This is a genomic window from Microbacterium sp. P2_F9, from assembly GCF_056403635.1.
The window spans coordinates 14452-33898 of sequence record NZ_JBFUFC010000002.1 but is presented as its reverse complement, the minus strand read 5'-3'; the positions used below and the strand labels follow the sequence as shown (position 1 = coordinate 33898).

Annotated in this window: 24 protein-coding genes; 12 read left to right on the top strand and 12 right to left on the bottom strand. The window is 67.9% G+C overall.

The window, feature by feature from the left end; translation table 11 throughout:
- Window positions 1–21 precede the first annotated feature (21 nt).
- Genes AC1DVT_RS00480 through AC1DVT_RS00465 form a run of 4 tightly spaced genes read left to right on the top strand, consistent with a single transcriptional unit; the run spans window position 22 to window position 3702 of the window.
- On the top strand, window positions 22–981 hold the full coding sequence (locus AC1DVT_RS00480; RefSeq protein ID WP_477385585.1) for an LLM class flavin-dependent oxidoreductase: 960 nt from the start codon (window positions 22–24) through the stop codon (window positions 979–981).
- The gene (locus AC1DVT_RS00475) at window positions 978–1373 is read left to right on the top strand and encodes a VOC family protein (RefSeq protein ID WP_477385583.1); all 396 of its coding nucleotides are present in this window, start codon (window positions 978–980) and stop codon (window positions 1371–1373) included. The genes AC1DVT_RS00480 and AC1DVT_RS00475 overlap by 4 nt, the downstream gene beginning before the upstream one ends.
- Entirely contained in the window at window positions 1373–2137 is a 765-nt protein-coding gene (locus AC1DVT_RS00470) for an ABC transporter ATP-binding protein (RefSeq protein ID WP_477385581.1), read from the top strand. Before AC1DVT_RS00475 ends, AC1DVT_RS00470 begins: the two co-directional genes overlap by 1 nt.
- Window positions 2119–3702: a transporter gene (locus AC1DVT_RS00465; protein WP_477385579.1), complete on the top strand. Its 1584-nt coding sequence runs from the start codon at window positions 2119–2121 to the stop codon at window positions 3700–3702. Before AC1DVT_RS00470 ends, AC1DVT_RS00465 begins: the two co-directional genes overlap by 19 nt.
- Window positions 3703–3824: 122 nt before the next feature.
- Here the strand turns inward: AC1DVT_RS00465 and AC1DVT_RS00460 are convergent, their stop codons facing one another.
- Window positions 3825–6350 carry an MMPL family transporter gene (locus AC1DVT_RS00460; RefSeq protein ID WP_477385609.1) on the bottom strand — a complete coding sequence of 842 codons (2526 nt, stop codon included), beginning with the start codon at window positions 6348–6350 and terminating at the stop codon, window positions 3825–3827.
- A 71-nt stretch (window positions 6351–6421) separates the two neighbouring features.
- Between AC1DVT_RS00460 and AC1DVT_RS00455 the strand changes: the two genes are divergently transcribed.
- On the top strand, window positions 6422–6994 hold the full coding sequence (locus AC1DVT_RS00455) for a TetR/AcrR family transcriptional regulator (RefSeq protein ID WP_477385578.1): 573 nt from the start codon (window positions 6422–6424) through the stop codon (window positions 6992–6994).
- Here the strand turns inward: AC1DVT_RS00455 and AC1DVT_RS00450 are convergent.
- Both AC1DVT_RS00450 and AC1DVT_RS00445 read right to left on the bottom strand, forming a co-directional pair.
- A complete protein-coding gene (locus AC1DVT_RS00450) occupies window positions 6975–7814 on the bottom strand; it encodes a YhjD/YihY/BrkB family envelope integrity protein (RefSeq protein WP_477385576.1) in 840 nt (279 codons plus the stop codon). The genes AC1DVT_RS00455 and AC1DVT_RS00450 overlap by 20 nt on opposite strands.
- 81 nt (window positions 7815–7895) lie before the next feature.
- Window positions 7896–8867 carry a GNAT family N-acetyltransferase gene (locus tag AC1DVT_RS00445; protein WP_477385574.1) on the bottom strand — a complete coding sequence of 324 codons (972 nt, stop codon included), beginning with the start codon at window positions 8865–8867 and terminating at the stop codon, window positions 7896–7898.
- A gap of 138 nt (window positions 8868–9005) precedes the next feature.
- On the opposite strand from AC1DVT_RS00445, the gene AC1DVT_RS00440 reads away from it, so the two are divergent.
- Window positions 9006–9359 carry a VOC family protein gene (locus AC1DVT_RS00440; RefSeq protein ID WP_457100876.1) on the top strand — a complete coding sequence of 118 codons (354 nt, stop codon included), beginning with the start codon at window positions 9006–9008 and terminating at the stop codon, window positions 9357–9359.
- A gap of 54 nt (window positions 9360–9413) precedes the next feature.
- On the top strand, window positions 9414–9797 hold the full coding sequence (locus AC1DVT_RS00435) for a hypothetical protein (RefSeq protein ID WP_477385572.1): 384 nt from the start codon (window positions 9414–9416) through the stop codon (window positions 9795–9797).
- Window positions 9798–9842: 45 nt separating this feature from the next.
- Here the strand turns inward: AC1DVT_RS00435 and AC1DVT_RS00430 are convergent, their stop codons facing one another.
- Window positions 9843–10190 (bottom strand): MerR family transcriptional regulator, encoded by a 348-nt coding sequence (locus AC1DVT_RS00430; RefSeq protein ID WP_457100874.1) that lies wholly within the window; start codon window positions 10188–10190, stop codon window positions 9843–9845.
- A gap of 83 nt (window positions 10191–10273) precedes the next feature.
- Between AC1DVT_RS00430 and AC1DVT_RS00425 the strand changes: the two genes are divergently transcribed.
- Both AC1DVT_RS00425 and AC1DVT_RS00420 read left to right on the top strand, forming a co-directional pair.
- Window positions 10274–11164, top strand: a complete 891-nt coding sequence (locus AC1DVT_RS00425; protein ID WP_477385570.1) for an NAD-dependent epimerase/dehydratase family protein — start codon at window positions 10274–10276, stop codon at window positions 11162–11164.
- 125 nt (window positions 11165–11289) lie between these two features.
- Entirely contained in the window at window positions 11290–11841 is a 552-nt protein-coding gene (locus AC1DVT_RS00420) for a DUF937 domain-containing protein (protein WP_457100872.1), read from the top strand.
- Between the two features lie 33 nt (window positions 11842–11874).
- Here AC1DVT_RS00420 and AC1DVT_RS00415 read toward each other — a convergent pair whose 3' ends face one another.
- Window positions 11875–12048, bottom strand: a complete 174-nt coding sequence (locus tag AC1DVT_RS00415; RefSeq protein ID WP_477385568.1) for a hypothetical protein — start codon at window positions 12046–12048, stop codon at window positions 11875–11877.
- A gap of 72 nt (window positions 12049–12120) precedes the next feature.
- On the bottom strand, window positions 12121–12831 hold the full coding sequence (locus tag AC1DVT_RS00410; RefSeq protein ID WP_477385566.1) for a lysophospholipid acyltransferase family protein: 711 nt from the start codon (window positions 12829–12831) through the stop codon (window positions 12121–12123).
- A 118-nt stretch (window positions 12832–12949) separates the two neighbouring features.
- Between AC1DVT_RS00410 and AC1DVT_RS00405 the strand changes: the two genes are divergently transcribed.
- A complete protein-coding gene (locus AC1DVT_RS00405; protein WP_477385564.1) occupies window positions 12950–14251 on the top strand; it encodes a glycosyltransferase in 1302 nt (433 codons plus the stop codon).
- 19 nt (window positions 14252–14270) lie between these two features.
- On the opposite strand, the gene AC1DVT_RS00400 is transcribed toward AC1DVT_RS00405, so the two are convergent.
- The 3 genes from AC1DVT_RS00400 to AC1DVT_RS00390 all read right to left on the bottom strand — a co-directional run bounded on the left by AC1DVT_RS00400 (window position 14271) and on the right by AC1DVT_RS00390 (window position 15967).
- Window positions 14271–14711, bottom strand: coding sequence for a GNAT family N-acetyltransferase (locus AC1DVT_RS00400; protein WP_477385562.1), 441 nt, complete (start codon window positions 14709–14711; stop codon window positions 14271–14273).
- Window positions 14712–14808: 97 nt separating this feature from the next.
- The gene (locus AC1DVT_RS00395) at window positions 14809–15459 is read right to left on the bottom strand and encodes an HAD-IA family hydrolase (RefSeq protein WP_477385560.1); all 651 of its coding nucleotides are present in this window, start codon (window positions 15457–15459) and stop codon (window positions 14809–14811) included.
- Window positions 15460–15550: 91 nt separating this feature from the next.
- On the bottom strand, window positions 15551–15967 hold the full coding sequence (locus tag AC1DVT_RS00390) for a hypothetical protein (protein WP_477385558.1): 417 nt from the start codon (window positions 15965–15967) through the stop codon (window positions 15551–15553).
- 222 nt (window positions 15968–16189) lie between these two features.
- Here AC1DVT_RS00390 and AC1DVT_RS00385 point away from each other — a divergent pair, with 222 nt between their 5' ends.
- Entirely contained in the window at window positions 16190–16534 is a 345-nt protein-coding gene (locus AC1DVT_RS00385; RefSeq protein ID WP_477385556.1) for a hypothetical protein, read from the top strand.
- Between the two features lie 86 nt (window positions 16535–16620).
- On the opposite strand, the gene AC1DVT_RS00380 is transcribed toward AC1DVT_RS00385, so the two are convergent.
- Window positions 16621–17394, bottom strand: a complete 774-nt coding sequence (locus tag AC1DVT_RS00380) for an ABC transporter permease (RefSeq protein WP_477385554.1) — start codon at window positions 17392–17394, stop codon at window positions 16621–16623.
- The gene (locus AC1DVT_RS00375) at window positions 17391–18320 is read right to left on the bottom strand and encodes an ATP-binding cassette domain-containing protein (protein WP_477385552.1); all 930 of its coding nucleotides are present in this window, start codon (window positions 18318–18320) and stop codon (window positions 17391–17393) included. The genes AC1DVT_RS00380 and AC1DVT_RS00375 overlap by 4 nt, the downstream gene beginning before the upstream one ends.
- Before the next feature lie 174 nt (window positions 18321–18494).
- Between AC1DVT_RS00375 and AC1DVT_RS00370 the strand changes: the two genes are divergently transcribed.
- Window positions 18495–19160: a DUF4241 domain-containing protein gene (locus AC1DVT_RS00370; RefSeq protein WP_477385550.1), complete on the top strand. Its 666-nt coding sequence runs from the start codon at window positions 18495–18497 to the stop codon at window positions 19158–19160.
- Between the two features lie 110 nt (window positions 19161–19270).
- On the opposite strand, the gene AC1DVT_RS00365 is transcribed toward AC1DVT_RS00370, so the two are convergent.
- Window positions 19271–19444, bottom strand: a complete 174-nt coding sequence (locus AC1DVT_RS00365; RefSeq protein ID WP_477385548.1) for a hypothetical protein — start codon at window positions 19442–19444, stop codon at window positions 19271–19273.
- Between the last annotated feature and the right edge of the window lie 3 nt (window positions 19445–19447).

Sequence of the window (19447 nt, the reverse complement as noted above, 5' to 3'; positions counted from 1 at the left end):
CGCACCGAAAGGACCCGGACAGTGTCAGCAGCGCCGCAGATCGGAATCATGCTCCCCCGCGACATGGACCCCCGGCGTGTGCTGGACTTCGCCCGTCACGTCGACGAGCTGGGCTTCGACGAACTCTGGGTCGTCGAAGACCTCGGATTCCGCGGCGGCATCGCGCAGGCCGCCGCCACGCTCGCCGTCACCGAGCGGATCCGCGTGGGGGTCGGCATCCTCCCCGCCGCCGTCCGCAACGTCGCCTACACGGCGATGGAGGCCGCCACACTCGCGCAGCTCTTCCCCGGTCGCGTCGACTTCGGCATCGGACACGGGATGCCGGGATGGATGCGCGCACTCGGAGTCTGGCCGGACCGGCCGCTGCGCTTCCTCGGCGACCAGGTCGTCTCGCTCAAGGCCCTGCTGCGCGGCGAGTCCATCGCGAGCCTGATCGACGGCGACGACCCCATCGTGCTCGACCCTCACGTGGTGCCCGCGGTCGCACCCGACGTGGTGCTGGGCGTGCGCGGTCCCAAGTCGCTGAAGGTGTCGGGGCAGGTCGCCGACGGCACGGTGCTGGCCGAGCCGTGCACGCCGGAGTACGTGCGCGCGGCCATCGACCAGATCGACGCGGCCGGCCCGCACCGGGTCATCGCCTACAACATCGCGGCGGTGGCCGCATCCGAAGGTGACGCGATCGCCGCCGCCCGGCCAGGGCTGGAGTGGATCGGCGAACCCGACTGGTCGCCGCACATCACGCCCCTCGACATCGCCGAGGAGTTCGCCGCGCTGCGCGCACGCTGCGGGTCGCCTGCCGAGTTCGCGCAGCGACTGCCCGACGAGTGGGTCGCGCGGCTCGCGCTCGCGGGCACCGCACCGCAGGTGCGTGCGCGGATCGGCGAACTCGGCGAGGCAGGCGTCACCTCGGCGGTGCTCATCCCGGTCGGCGCCGATCCGCTCGCGGCCGCCGACGCCCTCGCGGAGGTGCTCGGATCATGACCGGCCTTGTTCCTTASCTGCACTTCAAGGGCCGCGCGCGCGAGGCTCTCACCTTCTATCACGAGATCTTCGGCGGCGAGCTGATCCTGCACACCCTCGCCGATTTCGGGCGCACCGATGGCCCGGCCGACGCCATCGCCCACGGCATCCTGAGCGGACCCGTCGAGCTGTTCGGCGCGGACGCCGACGGCGACACCGCACCCCTGCGCCTCGAGGGCATCCTGTTCTCGCTGCTGGGGACCGCGGATGCCGCGACCCTCCAGTCGTGGTTCACCCAGCTGTCCGTCGGCGGAACGGTCACCGATCCGCTGCAGCTGCGGCCGTGGGGCGCGCACGACGGGCAGCTGATCGACCGGTTCGGCGTGACCTGGCTCATCGGCTACGAGGACTGATGGAGGCCGTGGCGCACGCGCTCGAGATCCGCGGCCTCACCAAGCGCTTCGGCGGAGCGAATGCCGTCGACGACCTGAGTCTCACGGTGCCGCACGGCTCGTTCTATGGCCTCGTCGGCCCCAATGGCGCCGGCAAGACCACGACCCTCTCGATGGCGACGGGGCTGTTGAAACCGGATGCCGGGACCGCCCTCGTCCACGGCATCGACGTGTGGCAGCACCCCCTCGAGGCCAAGCGGCTGATCGGCAACCTGGCCGACGGGGTCGATCTGTACGACCGGCTCACCGGCGAGCAGCTGATCACCTTCGCCGGGCTCCTGTTCGGACTCGATCGCACGACCCTCGCCGGCCGCGTGCAGGATCTGCTGCGGCTGCTGGATCTCGAGGATGACGCCGGACGCCTCGTCGCGGACTACTCCGCCGGCATGACCAAGAAGATCGCCCTCGCCGCAGCCCTCGTCCACTCACCGCGCCTGCTCGTGCTCGACGAGCCGTTCGAGTCGGTCGATCCGGTGGCGGCGGCGAACATCCGCGACATCCTGGACGGCTTCGTCAAAGCCGGGGGCACCGTGGTCGTATCCAGCCACTCGATGGAACTGGTGGAGCGGATGTGCGACCACGTCGCGATCATCGCCGGGGGCCGGGTGCTGGTCGCAGGCTCCATGGACGAAGTGCGCGGGTCGGGCGACCTCGAGACGCGCTTCCTCGACCTGGTCGGGGGCCGACGACAGGGCGAGGGCCCGGCGTGGTTGCTCTCCTCCTGAGTCTCCGCTTCCGGGTGCTCGCCAACACCCTGCAGCGCAACACGTTCCAGCTGGTCGCCGTGATCGTGGGCGGAACGCTCACCGCGGGACTGGCCCTGCTCGCGCTCGGAGTGATGTACCTCGCCTCGGCGCTCTCCCCCGCCGTGACGCAGGCGGTGGTGGTCGTCGGCGGCGCCACGCTGGTGCTCGGCTGGCTGGTCGTACCCCTGCTGTTCGACGGGGTCGACCGCACGCTCGACCCCCTCAAGCTCGCGCGGTTCCCGCTGCGCACCCGCACGCTGATGATCGCGATGTTCCTGGTCGGCATCACGTGGGTGCCTGGCATCGCCACCCTCGTCGTRTCCGTCGGCGTCGCGATCGCGTGGCGCGGGTATCCGGCCGCTGCGGCGGCGGCCGTCGTCGGCGGCCTCATCGGCGCCGCGACGTGCATCACGGGATCCCAGCTGGCCACGACCGTGGTCGGCACCCTGCTGCGCGGCCGCGGGGCCGCACGCGTCGCGATCGCAGCCCTCAGCGCACTCGCCCTCGCCGTGCCGCTGGCCATCGCGACGCTGGGTGGTGCGACGGCGGCGAGCGGCGGATCGACCTCCGGTCTCATCACGGCGCTGGACGTGCTCGGCTGGTCGCCGCTGGGCGCGGTCTGGTCGGTGCCCGGCCGTCTCGCGATGGGCGACCCCGCGGGCGCCGCGGTGGCCGCGCTCATCGCGGTCGGCACCCTCGCCGGCATCGTCGTGCTGTGGCGGCTGACCCTCGGAGCCGGCCTGCGCGTACGCGGCGAGCGTCCGCCGCGTGCGATCGCCGGCGGCCGCCTCGGGCCGCTCGGCTGGGTGCCGGCGACCCCGACCGGGGCGGTCGCCGCCCGCTCGCTCATCTACTGGTTCCGCGATGCCCGGCAGTCCCGGCAGCTCCTCCTGCTGCCGGTGATGCCAGCGCTGCTGCTGATCTGGTGGCGGCTGTTCGACCTCGACGCATTCGCCCTGGCCATCGGTCCGATCGTCGCCTCGATCCTGCCGCTGGCCGCGTTCGCGGGGCTCTCCTACGACGGAACGGCGTTCGCGGCCGAGCTCGCGGCCGGCGTGCGCGGCTGGCAGGACCGACTCGGCCGCGCCGTCGCGCTGCTGGTCGTGGCCGGTCCGGCGTCCGTCATCGTGCAGCTCACCGTCGCCGTGATCATCGGACGGATGTCCGACCTTCCCGCGCTCCTCGGCCTGACCCTCGGCATCCTGCTCATCTCCATCGGCGTGGTGAGCGTGTCGTCGGCGCGGCTCGTGGTGCCGGTGGCGCGCACCGGGCGCAACCCGTTCTCGGCGCAGGCGGGTTCGGCGACCACCGCGATCTTCGCCTCGTACCTGGTGGCCATCGTGACGTTCGTGCTGGCGATCCCGGTCGTCGCACTGGCGATCGGCGCGCTGCTGTCGGCCATCCCCGCGCTCGGCTGGTTCACCCTCGCCGCGGGCCTCGCCTTCGGCGGCGCCGTGGCCGCGGGCKGGGTCGCGCTGGGCGGCCGCGTGCTCGATGGGTCGGGGCACGCCGTGCTCGCCCGGCTCCGGCTCGTCCGCGCCTGACCCTGCCACAACCGGTACCCAGCTGCGGGCGGGACGGCCGACACGCCGGGTCGAGGCATCCCTCCCCCGGCGTGTCGCCGATTATCCCCGCAGCTGGGTACGCGGCGGCGGCCGAGCGGCGGCTAGGTCGTGTGCGGGACCCCGCCCACCTGCATTCCGGGGTGGTCGCGCTCGAGGGACGCGCCCTCGAGGTCGACATTCGGCATGACCTTGTCGAGCCAGCGCGGCAGCCACCACGCCGACCGGCCGAGGAGGTGCATCAGGGCGGGCATCAGCAGCATCCGCACCACGAACGCGTCGAGCAGCACGCCGAACGCGAGGCCGAAGCCGATCGACCGGATCATCGTCGACTGCGAGAAGATGAACCCGCCGAAGACCGACACCATGATGAGCGCCGCAGCGGTGACCACGGAGCGACCGGCCCGGAAGCCCTGTGCGACCGCCATCTTGGCCGACGACCCGTGCACGTAGGCCTCTCGCATTCCCGAGGCGAGGAACAACTGGTAGTCCATCGCGAGCCCGAACAGGATGCCGACCAAGATCACCGGCAGGAAGCTCAGGATCGGTCCGGTGCTGCTCAGCCCGATGAGCGACGCGCCCCAGCCGTACTGGAAGACGCCGACGATCAGGCCGTAGGTCGCGAACAGCGAGAGCACGAAGCCGCCGGTCGCGATGACCGGCACCAGGAGTGAGCGGAACACCAGGATCATGATGAGGAACGACAGGCCGACGACCACCAGGAGGTAGATCGGCAGGGCGTCGCTCAGCGCGTCCGAGATGTCGATGTTGCTCGCCGCCTGACCGGCCACACCCAGCGTGAGATCTCCGCCGACCGGCGGGAGGGCGCGGATGTCCTGCACGAGCTGCGCCGTCGACTCGCTGTTGGGGCCCTCTTCAGGCACGACCTGGAAGGCGAGGAGCGTGTTGTCGTCGGAGGTCGCGATCGGCGCGACCGCGGCCACGTTGTCGAGGCCGGCGAGCTGCTCGGCCACCTCCACCTGGGCGGCGAGAAGATCGTCTTCGCTGATCGGGTCAGCTGACGTCGCGGTCACCAGCAGCGGTCCGTTCGCGCCGGCGCCGAACTCCTCCTCGATGATCTGGAACGCCTGGTAGCTGGTCGAGCCGGCGGGCTCGCTGCCGCCGTCGGGCAGTCCGAGCCGCATCGACATGGACGGGATGGCGATGACCAGCAGCGCCACGATGGTGCCGAGCACGGTGAGGATCGCGCGCAGGTTCGACATCGGCGTGATCGGCTTCGCCACCTTCGCGGGCGTGATCTCTGCGCCGATGGTCGCGCGCTTGCGGCGCGACAGCAGGCGCATGCCGAGGAGCCCCAGCAGGGCCGGCGCGAGCGTGATCGCGACGAGCACGGCGACGCCGATGCAGACCGCGCCGACGGTGCCCATCAGCCCGAGGAACGGGATCCCGGTGACATTGAGGGCGAGCAGCGCCACGATGACGGTCGATCCGGCGAACACCACCGCGGTGCCCGACGTTCCGGTCGCGAGTCCGATCGACTCGCGCACCGGCACTCCGCGCAGCAGCTGCTTACGGTGCCGGTAGACGATGAACAGCGAATAGTCGATGCCGACGGCGAGCCCGAGCATGACGCCCAGCACCGGCGTGATCGACGCCATGTTCACGATGCCCGAGAACGCCAGCGAGGCGGTCACGCCGACGGCGATGCCGACGAGCGCCGTGACGATCGGAAGGGCCGCGGCCAGCAGCGACCCGAGCGTCACGATCAGCACGATGCCCGCGAAGATCAGACCGATCGCCTCGCCGACGCCGAACAGCTCGGGAACGCCCTGGGCGAGTTCCGATCCGAAGTAGACCGAGACGCCATCGATGGGCTGGGACTCGAAGTGATCGATCGTGGTCTGCTTCGCGTCTTCGGGCAGCTCCAGCCGGGTCTCGTTGAAGGTGACATTGACGATCGCGGTCGATCCGTCCTCGGACACCACGCCGATCCCGTCGGCCAGTTCGAGGAGCGTCGAACCCTGCTCGACCTGCTCGGCCTTGTCGTCGAGCTCGGCACGCGAGGCATCCAGCGTGTCCTGCTGTGTCTGCAGCGCCGCCTGCTGCGCGTCGAGCTGCGCCTGCTGCTGGTCGAGCACGGCGAGCTGCTCGGGCGGGGCGCCGGCCGCCTCGGCCTGGGTCCGCGCCGCGGTCAGCTGCGCCTGCGCGGCGTCGAGCTGAGCCTTCCCCGCATCGAGCTGCGCCTGGCCGGCGTCGAGCTGGGCGCGCCCGTCGTCGATCTGCGTCTGCCCGTCGGCGAGCTGCTGAGCGCCGTCCGCCTGCTGCTGCTGCGCGTCGAAGGGGTCGATCACCGATGCGACGTCGTCGAGGTCCTCCGCGCCGGACGCGACATCCGAGATCGCCGCCTTCTGCTCGTCGGTGAAAGGCGAGCCGTCATCAGTCTGATAGACGACGGATGCCGTCATGCCGGCGCTGTCCGGAAGCTCTTTGGTGAGCTCGTCGACGACCGCACCGGACGCCGTGCCGGGGATGTCGAAGCTGTTGCTGAGCGACCCGCCGAAGGCGAGGAAGGCGCCGATCGACAGGCCCAGGATGAGCACCCAGGCGACGATCACCTGCCAGGCCCGGCGTGCAGCGAATGAACCAAGGCGGTAGAGCAGCGCGGCCATGGAGATCTCCTTGAAGTCGCGTTTGATCATACGCACCGTCTCGTCTACTCCCTGGGAGTTAGCCTGGAGCCGTGAACGAGCATCGAGCGGGACCGCTTCGCAGCGCAGCTGCGCGCGAATCGATCCTTGCCGCGACCGCGAAGATGTTCCAGGAGGTGGGCTACGAGCAGCTCACGATCGAAGGCATCGCCAAGCAGGCCGGCGTCGGCAAGCAGACCATCTACCGGTGGTGGGGATCGAAGAGCGCACTCATCGCGGAGTGCCTGACCGACGGGCGGCTCTTCCCGGTCGACCTCGCCGCCCCGAACACCGGCGACCTCGTCGCGGACGTGGAGGCCTGGGTCTCGAGCGTGACTGGCATCCTCGTCTCGCACAATGGCGAGTCGCTGCTGCGCTCCCTGGTCGCCGCGGCCGCCGAGGACGCGGAGATCGGTGACCGCCTCACCACGAGCCTGGGCGTGGATCGGCAGCTCGCCGAGCGGCTGCGCATCGGGATCCGAGAGGGTCAGMTGCCGGATTCCGCACCCGCCGACGAGATCGGCGCCGCCATCATGGGCGCCATCATCCTGCAGGTCCTGTCGCGGAACACCGGCTACGAGGCGCCGATGCGCCGCCTGGTGCGCTTCATCCTGGCGCGGACTTAGATCGACGCCACGCCTGCCCGGTGGAGGTGAGGTGGACGACTCGACCGACCGTCAGCGCGATGAGGAGGATGATCGCCAGCACGAGCAGCCATCCGATGTAGGTGAATCCGATGCCGAGGACGCCGTATCGACTGGCGGAATCTGCGAACAGCGTCGGAAGGACGACTCGGCCCACCAGTCCGGCCACGGCGAACCCGAACCCAGCCAGCACCGAGCCGGGCAGGAGCTCACCAAGGCTCACGCGTCGATTGATGACGATCCACGACGCGATCCACCACAGCACGCCCCACAGCACCACCTCGGCGATGAATTCGATGACCGGGATCGGACCATCTCCGCGCACGATGATTCGGGTCACGACGATCAGGGCCAGTCCGAGGATCACTGCGAAGACCGTGACGAACCATCTCCACGCGAACTTGAGACTGACGGCCGGCGAATGCCAGATCGTATGGAGCGCCCGTTCCAGGGCCCGGGCCAACGACGTCGCGGCGATGATGAGGACCACCACGCCGATGACGCCCGTGGCCCGCAGCTCCTGCACTCCTCCAGGCAGGGAATTCTCCAGGATGTCCGCCGTCGCATCGTCGAAGCCGAGGTGCTCGACGAAGATGGGCCCGGTCTGCGGGTCCAATCTCGAGCGCAGCGCGCCCGCGACGATCAGCATCGGAAGGACCGAAGTGAACGCTGTCGCAGCCAGGGTCATGCCGCGATCGATGAGCGCGAGGTTGCCCAGGTCGCGCAGAACCCGCAGCGCAAATCGCCCCGCCGACGACCGGGCACCGGCTCGCACCAGGCCAGAGGCGGACCACCGATCCATGTGGCACCTCGCAGACGGTGGGCGATCGGCGCCGATATCACCCGATCCAGTGCGAGGCTAGCACCGCATCGACGGAGCGCCTCAGAGTTCGATGGAGTAGTGGACCTGGGTGTCGTGGGTGACGAACCCGGCACTCTCGTACACTCCGAACTCTCTGCTCGAACCATCGGCATCGACCCTGAGGCTGGCCCGTCCGTAGCCCTGGTCCTGCGCCTCCCGAAGCGTGTGCGAGATCAAGACTTCGGCGACGCCGCGCTCCTCGTACGCAGGCCGCGTGGCGATGACCCTGAAGTACGCATCGCGGATGCCGGTCGCCATCGTCTCGGCCTCCCACGAGACGACCAGGACGACCCCGGCCGCCGTCCCCGTCTCGACGTCACGGAGCAGAAAGCTCGACTCGGGCCGGAAGCTCGCGTTCACAGCCCACACCTTCCACTCCTCGGCGCTGAGCCGCGACCCGCCCGAGTCGTGGGCGGCCTCGTTGCGCACCGCGCGGAACTCCTCGTCAGTTTCAGCCGCGTAGCCCTCGATCCGCAGGCCGTCGGGGACAGGGGCGTCCGGAATGGCGGTGCCGAGCGGATGCCTCATGTGCCGGCTCCACTTCGTCGCCGTCATGCCTGCCGCACGGTACAGCGCGACTGCCCCGTGAACATGCTCGGCGTAGCTGGGTTCGACGACCAGTTCGAGCGTGGGGTGGTGCAGTGCGTGCAGCGCCTCGGCGGTCGCCATCCCGTGCTGCATGAGCTTCGTCCCGAGTCCCTGGCGACGGTGGGTGGCGCGGACGGCGCCCGCAGCCTGCACCCGGTGGACGCTCTCCGCGATCGGCTTGTAGTGGACCGCCGAGAAGCCGAGCATCGTCGCGCCGTCGAACACCGCCAGAGTGGACGTCGGGAGGTCGTCGACCGGGGAGTCCAACTCCTCGGCCGCGTCCTCCGCGGTGTACTGACCCCAGACATGGTCCTCCGCGTCGATCGCGTTCAGGAGGTCGGCCATCGCCGCACTGTCGGACACCGCCAGCGGGCGCCAAACCAGATTCTTTGACTCGACAGTCATGATCGCAACCATATTGGGCGCGGCGAGGGCTGAGATCGTTGACGATCCGCTGGGCACCGACTGGTGGGGCTTCGGATCGGGCACGATGGACCCACGGCGGGTGCCGCGCGGGCGCACGTCGACTTTGAGGAGGACCCGATGACCGAGAACGCCGTCCGCATGGTGGTGCTGACCACCGACGACCTGGACGCGTCGATCCAGTTCTACGCCGAGACCCTCGGCTTTCCGCTGAAGTTCCGCGATGGCGACCACTTCGCCGCGCTCGACGGCGGGACGATCACCCTGGCACTCGCGACCGCACTCGACCACCCGATCCCCGGGCAGGTCGTCGTTGGCATCAAGAGCGACGATGTGGATGCTGCCGCATCCGCCATTGACGCCGCCGGCGGCGCCATTGCCCGAGGCCCCTATAACGACGCCCACGAGCGCCGCGCCGTGGTGTACGACAGCATGGGCAACGGTCTGGTCGTGTACAAGTCGCTGCCGCGCTGAGGGTTGCGGGTCCCCCTTATGGTTCTCGGGAGTTCATCGGGTGATGAGGATGCTGTGGCTCCGGGCGTTGTCACACCTCGTTGGGTCACGCCCTCGCTCTTCGTGCTGGGGGGTGCGGCAGCAATCGCGTTGATGCTCACCGGGCGATTCGTGTTCGGGCTGGTAGTTGCAGCAGTCGTCGTCGTCTTGCTCTTGCTGGCCGTGATCTTTCGTCCGCAGCTTCGCGCATTCAATCGCGGCACGGCCCGCGCGAAAACGGCGACATACGGATCATTGGCCGCAATCGGGATCGGGTGGATGATCCTCGGCGTCTGGCGACTGAGCCTTCCCGGCTCGGACGTCATTCTCGGCGCCGTCTGCGTTGTCTTCGGGCTGCTCATGGTGCTTGCTTATGCACCCAAGTACTTTCAAATCCGATTCGCGGCTCGAAGCCGTTAGTGGAGGCGGCACCATCCCGTCTTGCCGGGAGGCGTTCACCCGTTTCTAACGCCCGATTCGGGTGAGCGACTCCGACAGCGCATCGCGAGTTCGCAGCAGTTCCTGAGCGCGGGCATCCATGTCGTCACGGATCGCGACCACCTGGTCGACGATGCTGGGGCACTGGTCTTCGACCTTCTTGCCCCGCGTGCACGGGAGGATCTGCTCGATCAACGCGGACGGCAGACCCAGGTCGAGCAGTGTCTTGATGGTGCCGACGACTGCGACGGCGGACTCGTCGTAGTCGCGGTATCCGTTGGATCGGCGCCGCGGGCTGATGAACCCGAGCTCCTCGTAGTACCGGAGGGAGCGGGCGCTGGCACCGGTTGTGCGGGCGAGCTCACTGATCTTCATCCGCACATCGTGCTTGACATTGACATTGATGTCAATGTTTAGCGTGGAGTTCGCGGCGAGAGACGCCGCAGAACGGATGCGCAATGAACGTCTTCATCATCGGTGGCACCGGCTACCTCGGCTCGGTCCTCGTGGAACACCTCCTCCAGGCAGGACACACGGTGGACGCACTGGCCCGATCGGACGACGGCGCCGACCGGCTGCGCAGCCTCGGCGCAACCCCGGTCGCCGGGTCGATCAGCGATGCCGACGTGCTCGAAGCGGCCGCCGCGGGCGCTGATGCCGTCGTCTACGCGGCTTCGGATTACGCCGCGACCGCCGAGTCGATGCAGCTCGAACTCGACGCCGTGGCAGCGGTCGTCGCCGGTGCGAGCTCATCCTCGTCAGCGACGCCGGTCATCTACACCTCGACCGGCCTGGTCTACGGGTTCGATCCGACCGACACTGGCGATGACGCCGAGCTGCCCGAGATCAGCGCTCAGCCCGTGAAGGCCAAGGCGGAGCAGATCGTCCTCGGAAGCGACGCGGTGTCGGGCATCGTGATCAGGGCTGGACTGATCTTCGGACGCGGCGGCACCGGCCTAGTCACCAGCCTCATCGCCGGGGCGCTCGCGAACGGCGCATCCACCTACATCGGCGATGGGGAGAACACCTGGTACCCCGTGCATGTGGACGACCTCGCCGACCTGTACCTCCGCGCCCTCGAGCAGCCGGTACCGGGCATCTTCAATGCCGCCGGCGCAGTCCCGTTCGCGTTCAAGGACCTCGCCGCGGCCATCGGCGACCTGACCGGAACACCCACCGTCTCGGTACCCGTGGTCGTCGCCGAGCAGCGCCTGGGCCCGGCCGCTCGCATCATGACGACGTCCAGTCGGCTCCCCGCAGCCAAGGCCCATTCGAGCTACGGATGGAAGCCCACCACCCGATCCCTCGTCGACGACGTCCGCAACGGCTCCTACACAGTTCCGGCTTGATCCGAAACCTGGGTACCCGATTCCAAGCACGCTCGACCGTGGATCGCAAGCCCTCGCTCCGCTCGACGGACGCCGCTACCCTGACGACGAGCGGGGACGAACGACCTCGCGGTGTGGAGATGATCATGGCCGGAGACGACGAGATCCTGAAATCACTGCCGGTGGACGAGATCGCCGCCAAGCTCGGGGTCGACCCGAGCGTTGCGCGGCAGGCGATCCAAGAGGGCGGCGCGACGATCCTGACCGGTCTGCAGCGAAACGCGCAGACACCCGAAGGCTCGCAGGCGATCCTGAATGCCCTCGACAAGCACTCGGGCACCGTGGGCGAGGGAACAGTGGATGTCGACCGCGTCGACACCACGGACGGTCAGAAGATCCTCGGGCACATCTTCGGCGACCAGCAGCACGCCGTTGCGCAGAAGCTCACGTCGGAGCCTAAGACGGCGGGCATCGACTTCGGCAAACTCCTGCCGATCCTCGCGCCCATTGTGCTCGGCTTGATCGCGAAGAGGCAGGGCGGCGCGGCAGGCCAAGCGGATGCCGGCACCGCCGGCGGAGGCGGCATCGGGGACATCATCGGCGGACTGCTCGGTGGCGGTGGCACGGGCGGCGGGTCTCCGGCGGGCGGCATCGACATCGGCGGACTGCTGGGCGGCCTCTTCGGGGGGAAGAAGTAGCGGTTTCGGCGCGCCCCCGCAGATCGCGGGGGGCTAACTACGCAAGGTGCCGATCTCGTCCAGCGGCACGTAGAACGTGACCTCGCCTGTTTCGGCATCTACCCGCGCCTTGAGATTCACCTTCTGCTTGACGCGATGCCCCCGCGAAATGGCCACAGGGTATGACATCGCAGCATAGACATCACAGTCATCAAGAAACTCAGACATGCACCGGAGCCTAGCCTGCGAGAGCGCCCTGGTCGCGACCGTGTTTCGTTCACTCGACAGCCCCGGCGCGGCTCAGTCGCGCGATGACGCGTTGATGGTGCCGGAGCGTTCCTGGCGGCTGAGGGCGGCGATGGCGGCCATCATGCGCTCGGTGATCTCGCGACGAGCCTTCCCATCCGGCACACCGTCGAGGTCGGCGAGGTCGAGCGGCTGGCCGAAGTGCACTTCGAGACGCGGCCGCCCCGGCAGGAGATGGCGCAGCGGCTTGATGGTGGCTGTCCCGATCAGCCCGACGGGCACGACTGCGGCGCCGGTGTCGCGCGCCATCCAGGCGGTGCCACCGTGACCCGCGTGCAGCTTTCCGTCGCGTGAGCGGGTGCCCTCGGGGAACACCGCGAACACGCTGCCGGATCGCAGGATGCTGGCACCCGCGTCCAGCGCGGCACGCGCGTCGCGTCCGGTTGCCCGGTACACCGGCACACCACCTATCGACGCGAAGAACCAGCGCCGAAGGCGGCCGAGCKGCCCCGAGCCGGTGAAGTACGAGGACTTGATGAGGAACTGCACGGGGCGGGCCGCGGATGTCGGGATGATGACCGTGTCGAGTGCCGCAAGGTGGTTGCTCGCCAGCAGCACCGGTCCACGCTCGGGCACGTTCGCTCGGCCCACGATGCGCGGGCGGTACATCAGCCAGAACAGTGGCCGCAGGACCGCGCGCCCGAGAAAGTAGATGGCACCCGGCCGCGGTGCAGGGGCAGGGCTCGTGGGAGCAGACGCTGTCACCTCGCCACCATATCCGTCGCCGCCGAAGCGGATCCGCAATCGGGCGATGCCCGGCGGGCGTGCGGTTTGTGAAGCCCCCCGGTGGCGGGATCCTATTCCACGCGGCATCCTGGGTCCCATGGCCCGCTTCCTGCTCTCGGCGATGCCGTTCACGGGGCACGTCAGCCCCGTTCGCGCCGTGGCGACTGCGCTCGTTGCACGCGGACACGACGTGCGCGTCTATTCGGGCGAGGCGTTCCGCGCGGCCGTCGAGTCGACGGGCTCGCGGTTCGTCCCGTGGCACCACGCTCCCGACTTCGATGAGAATGACCTCGCCGCGACGTTCCCGCGGCTCAGGGGCAAGAAGGGGCTCAGTCAGCTCCTCATCAACGTCGAAGACGTCTTCATCAACACTTCCGCCGGGCAGGTGCAGGATCTGCGGGAGGAGTGGGTCAGGGAACCGTGGGATGCGATCGCCGGCGACGACCTCTCGATCGGCGCGGCGCTGTACACGGCGCAGAACGGCGGGCCCCGAGCGACGATCTCGATCACCCCGCTGAATCTCTCCGGAACGCAGGGCCCTCCCGCCGGACTGGGTCTATGGCCCGGTACGAATCCGTTCACCAAGGCGAGGGATGCCGCCCTCCGCGCGGCTGCGCCGCTCATGGCCCGATCGCTCACGAAGGCGATCGCGAGATCCGAGAAATCCATCGGCCTCCGGCCGCGAGGGCTGACCATGGAGGAGGTCACCTTCTCGCGTCAGCTCATCGCGGCGAGCGGATCCCCGCTCCTGGACTTCGAGCGCACTGACCGGCCCGACTTCCTGCACTTCGTCGGCGAGCTCCGGATGCCTCCGCAGGCGTCGCATCCGCTGCCGGCGTGGTGGAGCGAACTCGAAGGCCGACGGGTCGTACATGTCACGCAGGGGACGCAGAACATCGATCCCGCCGACCTGATCGTGCCCACGCTGGAGGCGCTGGCCGACCGCGACGACCTGCTCGTGGTGGTGGCGACGGGCGTCCCCGGAGATGATGAGCTGCCCTTCCCCGTCCCCTCCAACACGCGGGTCGCAGGATTCCTGCCTTACGCCGAGCTCCTTCCGCGAGTGGATGTCGCCCTGACGAACGGAGGATGGGGCGGGACGCTCGCGATGCTGGCCCACGACATCCCTCTCGTGATCGCTGGAGGGGACCTCGACAAACCCGAGATCGCATCCCGCGTCGCATGGACCGGAGCAGCCGTCAATCTCAAGACCGGCACGCCAACCGCGGCTCAGGTCGCAGCCGCAGTCGACAGAGTGACCACAGACCCGTCATACCGGGATGCCGCAGCCCGCGTCGGCGCACAGCTGCGGTCGCTCGGCGGGGCTGCTCGCGCAGCCGAACTGCTCGATCAGCTCGCTCAACCAGCGGACAAGTCGACCCTTCGATCCGGCGGCTGACACCGACAGCGTTGACGATCTAGGTAGGGTTCGGTCCGTATCCGCGGCCCCATCGGAGCATCCAAGACTCGGGGTCGGCGAGTTGCTCGAACCCGAACTTCTCGTAGAGGCCGTGGGCGTCTTCGGTGAAGAGAGCCGTCCGCTTCAAGCCGAGCGGTTCCAGGTCGTCGATGATGCCTTGCATGATCAGCTTTCCCACGCCACGACCTCGCGCTTCCGGGGCGACGAAGACATCCGCGATCCACGCGAAGGTGGCACCGTCGGTGATCGCCCGCGCGTAGGCGAGCTGTGGGCCACTTTCGCCGTCGAACACGCCGTAGTTGCGGGAGCCGGCCATCGCCGCGTCGTGGGCTTCTCGAGTTCGACCGCGCGCCCAATAGGACTCCTCGGAGAGCCAGCGGTGCACGCGCTCGACATCCATCGCGGATGCCTCGGATGAGAAGACCAGATCATTCGCCATGTCTCGATGAAATCAGCAATGGCGTCGGCATCCGCCGTGCTGACTCGATGCAAGTGGACTGGCAGGTGGGCTGATCAGGAAGTTCGACCGACCGATCTCACTCGGCGAAGGAGAGGATGAGCCCATCGTCGGCGGCGGTCACGCGGCAGGATGCAACCGATGCGATAGCCCAGGTCGGCTCGGCTCGCTTGGCGTCGGGACCGACGCCGAGCACTCGCATCCCGGCGCTGATTCCCGCGGCGATCCCGTTTGCGGAGTCCTCGACCACGATGCAGTCGGCATGATCCACTCCGAGGCCCGCCGCAGCGAGCAGAAACGCGTCGGGGTGTGGCTTTCCCCGGCGGACGTCCTCCGCGGTGACCGACAGGTTCGGCATCCGCAGTCCTGCCGCGCCCATGCGCGCAACCGCCAGATCCCGCGTTGCGGAAGTGACGAGTGCGTGCGGAACGCCGAAAAGATCGTTCAAGAGCTGTGCTGCACCATCGATCGCGACAACGCCGTCCAGCTCCGCCGTCTCGGCGGCGAGGAGCTCGCGGTTCTCGGCAAGGTTGAACGTGTGTGGCCRCMCCGGCAGCAGAATCGCCATGCTCTCGTGGCCCTGCCGACCATGGATGACCTCGAGCGTGCGCGCGGGGTCGATACCGTGCTCGTGCGACCACTGCGTCCAGACACGCTCGACGACAGCGTTCGAATCGACCAGTGTGCCGTCCATGTCCAGAAGGAGGGCTCCCCCTCGGGTCGACGTCACGTGATCACCCTAACGCCGCGTTCCACTCGTCCCATGATGCCCGGTTCTCTGCCCCCCGATCAGCGCTCGAGGCGCCCGCTCGTGAGGATTGCTAATAGAGCTGCGCGATGATTCCGATGGGTGGCGCGATGATGAGTGCGAACAGCAGCCCTGTGAGGATGGCAGCCTCGAATGCGGTCTGGTTGAGGCGTTTCCATTCGGCGTGATGTTCTCGTGCGGCTTGATACTGGCGTACCTCTTCTGGGATATCGTCCGAAATCGTCGTCGCCGCTTGACGTGCGTCGTTCCACTTCTTGAACTCGTGCGCGACGAGCGGCCTGTAGTGCGGTGAAGGAGCCCAGATCCCCACCAGGCCCATCGCCAGCAGAAAGGGCACAGTCCACACCCACGCAGGCATGGGAACAGTCGCCCCGAGCACGAGTGCGGTAATGGCGCCCGCCGCACCCACGATCCCCGCGGAATTGGCATACCGCAGAAGTGGGTTGGTGTAACGCGCCGGCGGTGACATGCGCAAAAGCTAGCGTTCCACGCACAGGCGATCAATGCCCTCACCTCCCTGCCGCGGGCCGTCAGGCGGGATCCTTCAGCGGGCTTCTGCATGCGTGAGTCTCTAGGCCCGTGGCACGCTGACTTCGTGTGGGCACGCGGCGTGATGCTGGTGGCGACACGATCGCCCTAATGAAGCGCATACTAATGACTGTCTGCAAGGCGCTGGGTCAGGAGTGTGGGTGTGCCAGTTCGAAGCATTGATACACTGCGGTCGTGGCTCGACGAGTTCGCCGGTTTGGGGTATCCGACTGCGGAAGCGGCGCGTGTCATCGTTCAGGACGGGGCCGACGACGCTAATACGGGCTTAGTGGTCTTCCAATTCGTGAACTCACCCACACTGGCTTACCTCCAGCCGGAACCGCCCTCGCTGGAGTGGGTTATCACCATCGAAGGGCGGGAAGGCTCGATCCCGATGAGGCCGTCGACAGCGATGAACGTCGCGTACGAATTCTCAGTGGTCTCAGCCCTGGGGGCGTTCCTTGAGGCGAAGTCCCGGACCTGGATAGCGGATCAAGAAGCAGTTTGATCCCAGAACTCCTACGGCACCCTGATGCCGTGACAGGGAGCTCCAAGGAGGTTCATCACGAACCACCCCAAGGGTCGGCTTATGCGTCAGATGTTTCGTCGCTTGACCGTGATGGCCCCGGCGACCAGCCATAGGGCTGTCCAGAGGACCGTGGTGAAGGCGAGCGTTACCGGGTCGAGCTGACCCCCGGCGGTGGTGATGGAGATCAGCGTGCCGAGGGACGCGCCCGGGATAGACCTGCCGACGAGGTTCACGGCGTCGACGGGGATGAGGCCCAGGATCAGGGGCACGAGGTAGAAGAAGCCGAGTACGACTCCGAGGGATCCGATCGCGGATCGCACGATCAGGCCGGCGGCGACGCCGATCAATGCGCAGCACGTTTCGGCTAGGGCAAGATCGAGCAGGACTCTTGTGGCCTCAGGGGACCACGCGTCCATCCCGCCGCCTCTCAAGACGTCGGCGAGAGCGAACGTCCCGATGGCAGTGACGAGCGAAATGGCCACGGCGACCACGAGCACGATCGCGTACTTGGCGAGCACCACGGGGATGCGTGCAGGCACGACGCTGTACGTCTGGATCGCGGCGTTGCTCTCATAGTCTGAGGTCGCCGTCATGATCGCGATCAGGATCAAGAAGATGAGCGTCGCGGCCGAGGATGGTGTTGCGGTGTCGAGGATCGCGGCCGCATCAACGGGTCCGCTCGCCCCGGATGCCCAGATCAGCGTGACCAGGAACGGCACGACGAGTGCGGCGCCGATCAGCCACGGTGTCGCGCGCAGGCCGGCGAGCTTGATCGACTCAGACCGAATGGCACGCCGCATCGTGATGCGGTGCTCGATCGTGGTCTGTGCGACGCTCATCGCTGCTCCTCATGAATCGGCGCGCCGGAGGCGAACTGCTCCTCACCCTCGGTCAAGGCCAGAAAAGCGTCCTCCAGCGAGCCCTGCTGGGGAGTGAGCTGGTGCAAGGGGATCGCGTGAGCCGCGGCGAGGTCCCCAATCGCCTCAGCAGTGATACCGGTAACGACTAGTGCACCGTCGGGTGCGGTGCTCTCCACCCGACCCCCCTTTGTCGCGACGACGGCGGCCAGGTCGGGGCTGCGCGGCGAGCGGACGAGGACCGAGGAGCGGGTGGCGTGCGCGATGACGTCCGCGATCGGCCCATCCGTGATGACGCGTCCCCTGCCCATCACGATGACCCGGTCAGCGGTCAGCGCCATCTCGCTCATCAAGTGGCTGGAGATCAGAATCGTTCTGCCCTCCGCCGCGAGAGAGCGGGCAAGTTCGCGCACCCAGTGAACCCCGTCGGGATCGAGCCCGTTCACCGGCTCATCAAGAACGAGCGTCGCCGGGTCGCCGAGAAGTGCGGCGGCGATGCCGAGCCGCTGACGCATCCCCAGCGAGTAAGTGCCGATGCGCCGAGCCCCGGCATCCGTCAATCCGGTCATCGTCAGCACCGCGTCGACTCGGTGATCGGCAATCCCGTTGGTCGCGGCCAATGCGCGCAGGTGCGTCCGCCCGGTACGGCCGGGATGCACAGCGGTCGCGTCCAGAAGGGCGCCCAACGTCGACATCGGCGTCATCGAGCGGGAGAACGGTGCGCCGTCCACCAACGCCGTGCCCGAGGTCGGCCGATCCAATCCCACTATCAGCCGCATCGTCGTCGACTTGCCGGCCCCGTTCGGACCGAGCAACCCGGTTACCGTGCCCGGCCGCACGGTGAAGCTGACATCATCCACGGCCACGCGAGAGCCGAAAAGCCGCGTCAGACCAGCTACCTCGATCACTCCGACACCTCTCGATCACATTGAGCCTAAGGGCGTGAAGCTTCTCGCGCCCGGATCGAAAACGATCCCCTTGCGGGCAATAAGCCCACTAGCAGTTGACGCCTCTATGCGGTCGGGAGGCCGCAGGTCGCGTCGCCCGTACCTGGAAGATCGACCGGACGGCATGATCGAGACATGGACATCGGCGATCACTACGCGTTGGCTTCCGGTCAGGCTCCGCTGCCTGATGGGCGATCGGTGCAACTGACTGTTGTCGACCTTGGCGAACTGCATGTTGATTCGGGGCAGCTCGGCGTCTGCGACCCATACGTGAACCTCGATGCGCCGCTCGTCATCCCGGTCCCGTCAGGCCACTACCCGGTGCGAGTGACGTATGCGGATCTGTCAGAAGCCCAAGACGGGTCGCAGTGGCGGGAGGCATATCTCTCCGTCGTGCTCTCCGCGTCGGAAGCAGCATCCCTCGAGCCGGCCCCGAGTCTTGACGGACCACCTGACCCCGGCCGGTACTGGGGTGTAGAGGTCGATGCCGGCACCGTCGCCTTCGTCGACGCGGAAGCCGCGACCCGCTGCATGCCCGGTGCAGCAGTCGACTGGCGCTCCGAGATTTTCAACTCAGGCAAGCCCGACTCCTGGTTTGCGCAGGCGAAAAGTGACGGCCCACAACCCGTCGACACTGCAAACGTCGTCTTGCCTCTGGCAACTCACGGGGAGAACCTGATCCTCGCGCGGGCCGGCTACGGCGACGACGGGTTCTATGCACTGGAGCGCACCCTCGCCGCCAACGGCACAGTCACCGGGATCCACATCGACTTCCTAGTCGTCGGCCTGACGGAAGAATAGGCGCGAACCCCCGGGCCGCGACGCCGAATCGGGGCTTCGCCCGGCAGTTCCGCCCATTGAGGGATCGGAAGCGAACGCACTCGATCCCCGGAGGATGAGATGCGGAAGAGCTACAGGCCGTTTGCCTTCTGGACATACGGCGCCCACTTCGCCTTCTCGGGGCGGTTCTTCTCTATGAACTCCTCATAGCGTGCATCGCGCATCGCGTGTTTGATCGCAAGACGGATGACGAAGTAGAAGACCAACAAGTTCAGTAGCAGAGCGACGAGGATCAGTATCTCCATGAC

Bases quoted from the DNA above. Each gene is read 5' to 3' on its own strand.
- AC1DVT_RS00470 (WP_477385581.1), top strand. From the start codon at position 1,373: ATGGAGGCCGTGGCGCACGCGCTCGAGATCCGCGGCCTCACCAAGCGC.
- AC1DVT_RS00460 (WP_477385609.1), bottom strand. From the start codon at position 6,350: ATGGCCGCGCTGCTCTACCGCCTTGGTTCATTCGCTGCACGCCGGGCC.
- AC1DVT_RS00450 (WP_477385576.1), bottom strand. From the start codon at position 7,814: ATGGATCGGTGGTCCGCCTCTGGCCTGGTGCGAGCCGGTGCCCGGTCG.
- AC1DVT_RS00445 (WP_477385574.1), bottom strand. From the start codon at position 8,867: ATGACTGTCGAGTCAAAGAATCTGGTTTGGCGCCCGCTGGCGGTGTCC.
- AC1DVT_RS00440 (WP_457100876.1), top strand. From the start codon at position 9,006: ATGACCGAGAACGCCGTCCGCATGGTGGTGCTGACCACCGACGACCTG.
- AC1DVT_RS00430 (WP_457100874.1), bottom strand. From the start codon at position 10,190: ATGAAGATCAGTGAGCTCGCCCGCACAACCGGTGCCAGCGCCCGCTCC.
- AC1DVT_RS00425 (WP_477385570.1), top strand. From the start codon at position 10,274: ATGAACGTCTTCATCATCGGTGGCACCGGCTACCTCGGCTCGGTCCTC.
- AC1DVT_RS00420 (WP_457100872.1), top strand. From the start codon at position 11,290: ATGGCCGGAGACGACGAGATCCTGAAATCACTGCCGGTGGACGAGATC.
- AC1DVT_RS00415 (WP_477385568.1), bottom strand. From the start codon at position 12,048: ATGTCTGAGTTTCTTGATGACTGTGATGTCTATGCTGCGATGTCATAC.
- AC1DVT_RS00405 (WP_477385564.1), top strand. From the start codon at position 12,950: ATGGCCCGCTTCCTGCTCTCGGCGATGCCGTTCACGGGGCACGTCAGC.
- AC1DVT_RS00400 (WP_477385562.1), bottom strand. From the start codon at position 14,711: ATGGCGAATGATCTGGTCTTCTCATCCGAGGCATCCGCGATGGATGTC.
- AC1DVT_RS00390 (WP_477385558.1), bottom strand. From the start codon at position 15,967: ATGTCACCGCCGGCGCGTTACACCAACCCACTTCTGCGGTATGCCAAT.
- AC1DVT_RS00380 (WP_477385554.1), bottom strand. From the start codon at position 17,394: ATGAGCGTCGCACAGACCACGATCGAGCACCGCATCACGATGCGGCGT.
- AC1DVT_RS00370 (WP_477385550.1), top strand. From the start codon at position 18,495: ATGGACATCGGCGATCACTACGCGTTGGCTTCCGGTCAGGCTCCGCTG.
- AC1DVT_RS00365 (WP_477385548.1), bottom strand. From the start codon at position 19,444: ATGGAGATACTGATCCTCGTCGCTCTGCTACTGAACTTGTTGGTCTTC.